Origin of the sequence: Micromonospora sp. NPDC007271, from assembly GCF_040634005.1 — a bacterium.
Classification (GTDB): Bacteria; Actinomycetota; Actinomycetes; order Mycobacteriales; family Micromonosporaceae; genus Micromonospora.
The window spans coordinates 1-9,997 of sequence record NZ_JBEYER010000161.1 but is presented as its reverse complement, the minus strand read 5'-3'; the positions used below and the strand labels follow the sequence as shown (position 1 = coordinate 9,997).

The 9,997-nt window shown below is 71.0% G+C and carries 5 protein-coding genes, 1 pseudogene and 1 CRISPR repeat array; of the genes and pseudogenes, 5 read left to right on the top strand and 1 reads right to left on the bottom strand.

All coding sequences use genetic code 11. The features are described 5' to 3' along the window. Positions 1–73: 73 nt before the first annotated feature. Positions 74–675, top strand: a pseudogene (locus tag ABZ570_RS32525) (GPP34 family phosphoprotein); the annotation flags it as partial. 263 nt (positions 676–938) lie between these two features. Here the strand turns inward: ABZ570_RS32525 and ABZ570_RS32520 are convergent. After that, the gene (locus tag ABZ570_RS32520; RefSeq protein ID WP_358071782.1) at positions 939–1,154 is read right to left on the bottom strand and encodes a hypothetical protein; all 216 of its coding nucleotides are present in this window, start codon (positions 1,152–1,154) and stop codon (positions 939–941) included. Between the two features lie 699 nt (positions 1,155–1,853). Between ABZ570_RS32520 and cas7u the strand changes: the two genes are divergently transcribed. The 4 genes from cas7u to ABZ570_RS32500 are packed head-to-tail and all read left to right on the top strand — an operon-like array spanning position 1,854 to position 8,393. After that, positions 1,854–3,089 carry a type I-U CRISPR-associated RAMP protein Csb1/Cas7u gene (cas7u, locus tag ABZ570_RS32515; RefSeq protein WP_358071780.1) on the top strand — a complete coding sequence of 412 codons (1,236 nt, stop codon included), beginning with the start codon at positions 1,854–1,856 and terminating at the stop codon, positions 3,087–3,089. Then, the gene (csb2, locus tag ABZ570_RS32510) at positions 3,086–4,603 is read left to right on the top strand and encodes a type I-U CRISPR-associated protein Csb2 (RefSeq protein WP_358071778.1); all 1,518 of its coding nucleotides are present in this window, start codon (positions 3,086–3,088) and stop codon (positions 4,601–4,603) included. Before cas7u ends, csb2 begins: the two co-directional genes overlap by 4 nt. Continuing rightward, the gene (cas3u, locus tag ABZ570_RS32505) at positions 4,591–7,350 is read left to right on the top strand and encodes a type I-U CRISPR-associated helicase/endonuclease Cas3 (RefSeq protein WP_358071776.1); all 2,760 of its coding nucleotides are present in this window, start codon (positions 4,591–4,593) and stop codon (positions 7,348–7,350) included. The genes csb2 and cas3u overlap by 13 nt, the downstream gene beginning before the upstream one ends. Continuing rightward, positions 7,347–8,393: a hypothetical protein gene (locus ABZ570_RS32500; RefSeq protein ID WP_358071774.1), complete on the top strand. Its 1,047-nt coding sequence runs from the start codon at positions 7,347–7,349 to the stop codon at positions 8,391–8,393. Before cas3u ends, ABZ570_RS32500 begins: the two co-directional genes overlap by 4 nt. Before the next feature lie 1,179 nt (positions 8,394–9,572). Continuing rightward, positions 9,573–9,978: a CRISPR direct-repeat array (repeat unit 29 nt; unit sequence GCCGCAGCTCCCACCGGAGCTGCCCTTCA). Positions 9,979–9,997: the final 19 nt, after the last annotated feature.

Below are 9,997 nucleotides of genomic sequence, written 5' to 3'. Positions count from 1 at the left end.
TGGTGAAGGACGGCTCCGGCCACGGCTGGCCGTTGTACGCGCGCATCGACGTGGCTGGCAGGCCGGGCGGACCGCCGGCGCGGTCGTGATCGACCTGTTCCTCGCCGGCCGGATCGTTCTCGGCCCCACCGGCGACAGCCACCCGGCTGGCGATCGGTGGCTGCGCCCGCACAGCGGCCAGCCGGTCGGGGACCTGATCGCCGACACCGCCCTCGCCGCGATCCGCCACGGCCGGGCGGCGCCACCGGTGAAGGCGTTCCTGCGCTGGTTCGCCGAGGACCTGTACGAGCGCACCCGCGCGGGACTCGTCGCCGCCGGCATCCTCCGACAGCACACCCGCCGGCGGCTGGGCGGCCTCGCCCGCACCGACACCTACCTCGCCACGGACAGCAAGTGGGCGGTCGTCGCCCGCGCCCGGCTGCGGTATCTGAGGCCGTGGCGCACTTGGTCACCTCGGCCTCCGCCGGCAGGGAGCAGCCCGACAACCACACCGCCGCTCTCGCCGGACTCGTCGCCGCCCTCGGGCTGACCACCCACCTTTACCTCGCCGACGACACCACCACCCTGACCGCACGCCTGAACGCGATCGGCGGCCAGCATCACCGGTCGGTGCGGGACATCACCGCCACCGTCGATGCCGCGGTCGGCGACCTCGCCACCGCCACCTACCGCTAACCACCCCCGACCCGACGAGGTACCCATCCGATGGAGGCTCTGTTGCGTATCCGCGCTGCCCGTTGGACCGACAAGGACTCGGTTGCCGCGCTGATCGCCGACGCACTACACCCCACACCGCTCGCCGCGTGGCTGGTGCCCGACCCACCCCAGCGCCGCCAGGTGCTGACCGACGTCGCCGCGATCTGGGTCGAACACGCCATGTTCTTCGGCGACATCCACCTCACCGACGACCACACCGCCACCGCCGTCGGCTTTCACCGCTACCGGCCCATCCCACCACCAGCCAGTACCGCATCCGCCTCACCGACGCCGCCGGAGCGCATACGGACCGGTTCGACCTGCTGGACAGCCTGTTGTCCACGAGACAGCCCACCGAACCGCACTACCACCTCGCCTTCCTCGCCGTCCATCCCGACGCCCAGCACACCGGGCGCGCCGCAGCGATGCTCACCCACCACCGCCGCCGCCTCGACCACATCGACCTGCCCGCCTGGGCCACCATCCCCGCCGGCCGGGAACACCTACTCGCCCGCCACGGCTACACACCCCGACTCGCGATCACCCTGCCCAACGGTCCGACCCTGCACCCCATGCCCCGCAACCCCAACCCCAGCAGCAGCGCCACGCCGATCAACCCGCCGCGCCTGGCCTGGCGATGCTGTCCAGATGAGGGCGTCATCGAAGGTGCGGGGGTGGGGTGCAGGTTCTTCCTGTTGGAGAGGCGGTGCGAGCCACCCTCAATAGAGGCATTCCACTCACCTGCCAGTTTGAGCCCCCCAAGCCAAGATCAAGCAATCCGTGCGCGGCTGGTAGGCGGCGACCGCCGGTGCTGGCGGACTGAAAGTCCGTCAGCGAATCCGCATAGCGGAGAGAGCGTGGCGCGATGCGGCCGACAGCCATTGAAGATGACAAATGACGTTGGATGGGGCTTCTCCTGTCTGGATCCGCAAACGGTAGTGCGCGTCGCGGATGGTGGCGCCGTCACCAAGTGTCGCAATGCTGACACTGGCATTGCAGTCGACCGGGATGCGTCGTAGATGTGGGCCTCCCTGTGCTGATGGTTCTACCTTCTGGTAGCGAGGGCTCTGCTGGGCGGAAAACGGCAATCGCGACTACGTACCAGGACCGTCGAGTTGGCGTGGATACCGCCGTCAGTTGTCTGGAAGGAAGTCTGAATGCGTTCGTTGGATCTTGCTGCGTTGCTCGCCGCCGGGTCGCCCGGTGGGTCCAGTTGCCTCACGTCGGCCACTGTGCTGGAGCCGGCTGGTGGGCGGCACACGTCGGTTGCGCCGGCCAAGTTCGCCGAGCGGGGCAGGAAGGGCGGCGTGTACGCGTACGAGCAGCGTTACCTCGGTGACGAAAGCCGTTACGCGGTGGTGATCGACTCGAAGCAGTCGCAGCTCAACCGGGCCGAGCAGGCGCTGGCCCAGGCCATCGAGGACGGGCATCCGTTGCTGTCCCGGGTGCCGCATGTGCGGGTCACCTACGAGCGGGATGGTGTGGTCGAGCACTACTACGATCTGACGCTGCCGCACCGGGTGTTCGACGGGCACATCCGCGCGGGCGCGATCGACGGGCAACCGACCACGCAGACGGAGGCGTACCGGGCGGTCCGGGACGCCAGCCCGGCAAACGCCCGGGCCCTGCTGGAGACGAGCCCGGTGACGCTTGTCTTCGGTGGCTGGGATTCGAGCCGGCGTAGCCGGCAGGGCCGCTGGCGGAGCGCGCTGGTCGGGGAGATCGTCGGCTTCGTTTCGGCGAGCCGCGCCGGGACCGGTGTGCTGACGAAGCCGGAGCCCGGCCTGCGCGGCGGGGCGCGGGTCGACCCGGTGGGTATGCAGATCAACCTCGGCAGGAAGGTGATGACCGAGACGGCCGACCGGCAGCGAGCCGAGCTGAGCCCGGCCACCTACGGCGAGATCGTCAAGACGGCCAACGGGATCAAGCCGGGTGACGCCAAGTCGGCGTCCGCGCTCGGCCTCGGTGGCATCCCGCCGACGCTCGACCAGTTGGCCGGCGTCGCCTGCGACACCATCATCCGTACGCATGTGCTGTCCTTCGCCACGCTGCGCCAAATGCGGTTCGGGGCCGGTGTCGAGGGCGACGCCGCCTGCCGGGCGCTGCTGGCCGCGCTGGCACTCAACGCGCTCGCCCGCTCCGACGCCGAGCTCTACCTGCGGGCGAACTGCGACCTGGTCGAGGCGGAGGTTCCGAAGGTCCGGCTCGACCAGCGGGGCGGCGTCTTCCTCGACGTCGAGCCGCTCAGCATCGACGCCGCCGACCTGTTGCTGAGCGAGGCGCTCGCGCATGCCGAGAAGGTCGCCGACGTCGCGTGGTCGGGTCTGGCGATGCGGGTTACCGGCAACCCGGACATCGTCTCCGGTGCGGTCGAGACGGACGACAACTCGTGAGCTTCGCCATCGTCGCCGAGCCCCTCCTCGGTGTCTACAAGGGGCACGTGGGCAGCGGTCAACTCGACCCGCTGCCGTCGCCGGCCCGCTTGCACGCTGCCCTGCTGTGCGCGGCGGCGCAGGGCGTCCGGGCGGTCGCTGATGGGGACGGGCTGCGACCCTGCGACGCGGACCGCGAGGCATTGCGCTGGCTGGAGGCGAACCCGCCGGACGGCCTCGCCGTGCCGGAGACGCTGCGTAACGGCGGCGTTGCGACGGCGTACCGAAAAGAGGGGCTGGTCGTCAAGGAGGGCCGCAACCCGTTGTCGGAGAAGCTGGTCGGCAAGCCGGCGGTGACCGGTGTGGCGGTGGCCGGACGTTTCGCCTGGACGTGGGAGCAGGATCCGCCCGAGCCGGTGACCGCAGCGCTGGCCGAGCTCTGCCCTGAGGTGCCGTACCTGGGGACCAGCGAGTCGCCGGTACGGCTCGCGGTGGCCGAGGCCGAACCGACCCACCGCCTCGACCGGGAGGCCGACCTGTTCACCGGGGAAGGTCTGGACCTCGCGGTCGCCACCACCGGTCGGTTGGACGCCTTGGAGGCAGCGCACCGCGAGATGTCGGTCGCGCCGCCGTTGAAAGCCGACGCACATCGCTCGAGTGAGAAGACCACAGCGCCACCGGTGGTGACGAGCGGCCTCGCGCTCGGCCGGTACGCCCGGCCGGAGCCGCCGCCCCCGCCGACGCCGTGGACGTCGGTGCTGCTGTTCCGGGTTGACCGGCCGATCCCGCCGGAGCGGCGGGTGCGGTACGCGGTCGCCGTGCACCGGGCGCTCGTCGCGCTCGTCGGCGACGGTGCGCCCGCGATCCTGACCGGCGCCTACGAACCAGGGGTGCCGCGGCCCAGCAACCGGTGCGCGATCCAGTTCCTCGGCCCCGACGCGCCACACGTCGGCGGTACCGCGCTGGCGTTGCTGCTGCCGCGGGAAGCGAGCGACGTCGACCTCACCCTGATCCGGATGGCGGTGCAGCGGCTGCGGCACGTCAAGGTCGCTGCTGGTCCGTTCGCGGTCGAGTCGCCGGTGGAGATCCCGGCCGACACGTTCTGGCCGGAGCCGGCCGCCGGCACCGAGCGGTGGTGGCAGACCGAGCCGGTCGCTGTCCCCGATAGCCGGCCGCCACGCGGCGGCCGCTGGTCCCTCGCCGACGCCGCCGCGCTGTCGGTCGCGCTGGTCTGGCGGCACGAGTTCGCCGCGCCGGGTCGAGGCGACGCGCGCTACCGGGCGCTGGCGGAGGCGGTCGCCGGGCGCGGGGTCCGGGTCGAGTCGGCGGTACGGGTGATGGACGGTGACGTCGGCCGCTACGTGCACAAGGTGCACCCGGACACAGTGATTCAGCCGTACCGGGCGGTGCTGAGCCTCGGTGACCTGACCGGCCCTCGGACGATCGCCGCCATCGGGCAGAGCCGGCACCTGGGCGGTGGCCTGCTCGTGCCGCGAGACCTGCCGTCCGAGATCGTGCGGAGGTGGGCCCGGTGAGCCTCGACCGCGCCGACTTCGGTGCCTTCTTCGCCGCGGTCCGTGGTGGACATCGGCCGTTTCGGTGGCAGGAGCGGCTGCTCGACCACATCCTGCGTACCGGCCGGTGGCCGGACCAGCTCGTCGCCCCGACCGGGGCGGGCAAGACGAGCGTTATCGACGTACACGTGTTCGCGGTGGCGCTGATGGCCTGCGGCCACCCGGTCCGGGTGCCGCGCCGGCTGGCCCTCGTCGTGGACCGTCGGGCCCTCGTCGACGACCAGCACGAGCACGCGACGTCGATCGCGGACCGGTTGGCGGAGGCCCGGGACGGTAGGACCGTGTTGGCCCGGGTGGCCGACGCGCTCAACTCGCTGTGGGCGGGGCGCAGGGACCCGGACGTCCGCCCGCTGTCCACCGCGTTGTTGCGCGGCGGCGCGCCCCCGTCACGGGAATGGCTGGACGAACCGCTCGGCTGCGCCGTGCTCTGCGCCACGCCCGACATGTGGGGCTCCCGGCTGCTGCTGTCCGGCTACGGGTCGCGGGCGCAGGCGTGGCCCCGCGAAGCCGGTCTGCTCGCGTACGACACCGTCGCCGTCGTCGACGAGGCGCACCTGTCCCAGCAACTGGTGACCACGGCCCGCCGGGTCACCGAGCTGGCCGCGGTCGCCGAGGAGCCGCTCGGCGTGCCGGTCCTTCAGGTTGTCGAGACCACCGCCACGCCCCGTGCCGACGCCGGAGTGGCGGTCGGCGTCGAACAGGACGACCTGGACGTGGACGAGGCGTTGCGGCAACGGCTGACCGCACCGAAGCCCATCACTCTACTGCCACTCGCGTCCTGGCCGATCCCGCACAGTGGCCCGGCGCGCAAGGCGGGCGTCACGGCGTTGGCGGACGAGGCGGTACGGCTCCGCGAGGCGTACGGCCCGACGGTCGGGTGCTTCGTCAACAGCGTCGCGGTCGCCGCCGCCGTCGCCGGGGAGTTGCGAGCGCGTGGCATGGCGACAGAGCTGATCTGCGGGCGGCTGCGGCCGTACGACGTCGCCCGCTTGAGACCGCCGAAGTCGACGCTGCTCAGCATCGCCGGCGACCCGAAAGTCGACGTCCTCGTGAGCACCCAGAGCCTGGAGGTCGGGGTTGACCTCGACCTGGCCGCCGCGGTGACGGAGCTGGCACCCGGCGGGGCCATCGCCCAGCGGGCCGGCCGGGTCAACCGGGTCGGACGGCGCACGACGGAGGTCACCGTGGTGGTGCCGGCGGCCGACCTGCCCGACGGGGCCCAGTCCGGGCCGTACCAGCGCGACGACCTGGCGGCGGCCCACACCTGGCTGGAGCGGCAATCCGCCGATTCGGCCGGCCTGGCGCCGTGGGCACTGCGTGAGCCCCGACCGCCGGTCCCGGCGCTGAGGCGGGACCTCCTGCAGCGCCTGGAACTGGCCCAGACGTGGCACCTCGCCCGGACCAGCGACGACCTCGCCGCCAGCCAGGACGACCTCGACCTGTGGCTCTCCGACAACCTCGACGAGCCCGACCACGAGATCGGCATCGTCGTCCGGCGCGCGCTGCCGGCCGACGAGTCCGACGCCGTGCGGCTGATCGAGAAACTTCCCCCTCGGCAGTACGAGGTGTTTCCGGTCTCAATCCGCCAGGCGGCGAAGATCCGCGACCGCCTGAAGCCGGGTGCGATGCTGGTCCGGGCCGGCGACGCGGCGCCGCGCCCGCTGGCCGACGGCGACCGGCTCCGGCCCGGCGACCAGCTCGTCATCGACGACACCACCGAGCTGTTCACCGCCGGGATCGTCGACCCGGAAGGCAACGAGCGGGTCAACGATGTGCTCGACGCGCTCGACGAACCGAAGCCGGGCGAGGTCGTGCTCCGGATCGAGCGGGACAGCGGCGCTCACCGCTGGTTCCTCGACGCGGTCGTCACCGCTTCCGAGCTGGCCGAGCCGGACGCGGCCGAGCTAGACCCGCTGGAGATCGCCCGGCTGCTCCGCGTACATCGTGAGGGGCTGACGCCGCGACCGATGGTGGTGGCGGCGGCCGGACTGCTCGACCGGCCGGCGGACGAGCCGGCCGAGGCCGAAGTGACCTTGCACTGGCAGGAGTCGGACGACGGCGAGCCGGAACTCGTCCGGCTGATCGTTGTCGACCTCCGCAACGCGTTTGCCGACGCGGAGCTGCGGCAGACGTGGACCCCGCGCCGCAGGCCTGTCACGCTCCGCCGGCACGCCGAAGCAGTGGCGGAGCGTGCCAAGACCGTCGCCAGCCGGCTCGGCCTCGCCGCCGAGCTGGTGGAGGCGCTCCGCCTCGCGGGCCTTCACCACGACGACGGGAAGGCGGATGACCGCTTCCAGCGCTCGCTGCGGACCGGCCCTGCCCCCGTGGAGCCGCTGGCCAAAAGCGGGGTGCGGGACACGCGAACGATCCGGCGGCTCCGGACGGCTTCGGGCCTGCCGACCGGCTGGCGACACGAGCAGCTCTCCGTGGTCCGTGCCTGGCCCACACTGTCCGCCCTGGATGGCCAGGGTCGAGAACTGGTCGCCCGGCTGATCGGTACGAGCCACGGGCACGGCCGGCACGGCTTCCCGCACACCAGCGACCAACTGGTCGACAACGCCGACGAAACCGCCGCCACGCTCTTCGACGAAGGTCTGTGGGACGAGCTGATCGAACGCACACACAACCGTTGGGGGGTGTGGGGCTGCGCCTACCTGGAGGCGCTGCTCCGCGCGGCCGACGGACAGGTCTCCGCGGAGGGATCATGACCGACTTCGTACTGGCGACCGCCGAGCCGACGACCATGCTGTCGCACATGGCGCTGTACGGGCTCGCAGCGATCGTCGAGGACGGCGGACTGGAAGACGTCCGGCTGTCGTGGACCGCAGGCATGACACCCCGGCCAGTGCTGAGCGCACCCCAGGCCACCCCAGAGACGATCGGCGAGATCGTACGCCGACATGCGGCCCGGCACGACACCCCGGAGAGCTGGCCGAACCGGCAGATCAGCGAAGGCGAGCAGCGAGCTCTGATGAGCCCCCGAATCAGCGTCATCTCCAGCAGCGAGGGCTGGCGCTCACTCCAGGACCGGCGGCACCACGTCCTTAACCAACTCACCAACGCGCGGGCAATGCTCGACCTCCGACTGATCGCCGCGCTCGGCGAACCGAGTTACTGGAGCAAGAACCGCAAGGGCGATCGGCTCCAGGACGACGGCGCTAGCCGGCTGGAGATGCAGCCCCGCAACCAGGGATCCGAGTTCGTCGGCAACCGGATCCGCCCGCTCGCCGCAGCGGTCGCCGCCCGCACCGCCGCCGAAGTCAGCGACGGACTGCTCGGCCGTAGCGTCCGCGACGAGATCGGCAAGGACCGACCAGACAGTCGCACGCCGACCGGGTTCGCCTCACCAGGGCCGACCGACAACGCAGTAGCCTGGTGCGCGCTGTGGGGCATCTCGCAGTTTCCCATCGCCCAGCGCACGAACGGCTTCGCCATCACAAGCGGCCACATCGGGCGGGGAACATCCGGCTACTTCTACGTACCCGTCTGGGACGGCCGGTGGCGAACGGCCCGTCACCGCACCATCATCGCGAGCGAACAGCTGTCCCAGTTCGCGTCGACCGGACTTGCCCCGGACAGCATCGGACGCGCTTCGGACGACGACCCGTCCAGCGGCGAGGCAGCCCGCCAATGGCTCGCGAGCCGGGACGTCATCGCAGTCGTACGCTTCCCTGTACACCGGTTCGGCAGCGACAGCGCACCCGAACGCCGAGCCATTCTCGGTGAGCTGCTCAAAACCGGTCGCCGCTGATACCCGAGCTGATTCCTATCAGCCTGTGCCGCAACAGGCGTTATATTCCCCCACCGCAGCTCGAGGCGGATAAAATCTCGGCTCAGCCGCAGCTGTCGCCGGAGCTGCCCTTTATTGAGGGAGCTCAAGCATGGTGTTGGAGACCGGCGTGCCGGTGAAGCCGCAGCTCCCACCGGAGCTGCCCTTCATTGGGGCCGGCGCAGCAGCTTCGCCACAGTCGCCGGGGAGTACACGCCGCAGCTCCCATCGGAGCTGCCCTTCATTGAGGCGCGGAGTCGGATGGCGTGATCCAGTGGGGCGGCATGCCGCAGCTCTCACCGGAGCTGCCCTTCATTGAGGCGCGCGGAGCTGGGCCTGAACACCCAGGTGGCCCCACGGCGGCCGCAGCTCCCACCGAAGCTGCCCTTCATTGAGGCCAGGACAGGTCCAGCGCCGACGCGGCGTTCATCTCCGACGCCGCAGCTCCCACCGGAGCTGCCCTTTATTGAGGCCCGTCTGCCCATCCGGCGCGGTAGACGGCGGCGAACAGGCCGCAGCTCCCACCGGAGCCGCCCTTCATTGAGGCCACGGTGACATCGTCCGCGGCATCGACGACGACGAGCCGCAGCTTTCATCGGAGCTGCCTCCATTGAGGCGTCGTCACCTACGACGCGGCGTCGCGGCGCGGCCTCGGGCCGCAGCTCTCGCCGGAGCTGCGCTTCATTGAGGCAGGATGTCCCGGCGGGCGTACGTGGCGTGTGCCGTGCCGCAGCTCCCAGCGAGAGCTGCGGCTTCATTGAGGCGGCTTCGCCGAGCCAGGCACGGGTGGCGAGTTGTTCCTGTCGCAGCTCTCACCGGGGGCTGCCCTTCATTGAGGCTTGTCGCGGTTGTCGCCGCTGGTGCGGACGCGCTCGCCGCAGCTCTCATCGGAGCTGCCCTTCATTCAGGAAAGACCATCGCGCCGGTGAGCATCCAGCCAGCCCCTCGCCGCAGCTTTACCGGAGCTGCCCTTCATTGAGGCATGCCGATCAGGATGCCCACCGTGCCGATCGCCTTACGGGCCGCAGCTGTCACCGGAGCTGCCCTTCATTGGGGCGTGATCTCGCCTGCGTCGATCTGCCGCTGCCGCTCGGCCTCAGTTCACCGGAGTTGGTTTCATTGGGGCGTGGGGGCGAGTCGGATCCGGTCGGCCGAGTGCACGCCGTCGCCTCCACTGGAGCTGCCTTTCATTGAAGCTGCGTCGGCATCGGCGCGCGCTCACCGGCCGCCCCGGCCGCAGCTCCCACCGGAGTTGCACTTCATTGAGGCGTGGAGGACTACGGCCCGGACAAGGGCGCCAACCACATGCCGCAGCTCCCACCGGAGCTGCCCTTCATTGAGGCCCGGCCGATGAGTACGGAGTGCGTATCCCGCGTAGTTGAGGCCGCAGCTCCCACCGGAGCTGCCCTTCATTGAGGCGAGCAGGGCGCCGAAGGTATCCAGGGCTGGATCGACACCGTGCCGCAGCTCCCACCGGAGCTGCCCTTCACTGAGGCGCGAGGGCGGGCATCCAGCCCCGCTCCTGCTGGTCGCCGCAGCTCCCACCGGAGCTGCCCTTCACTGAGGCCTGCTCGACCAGGTCCACG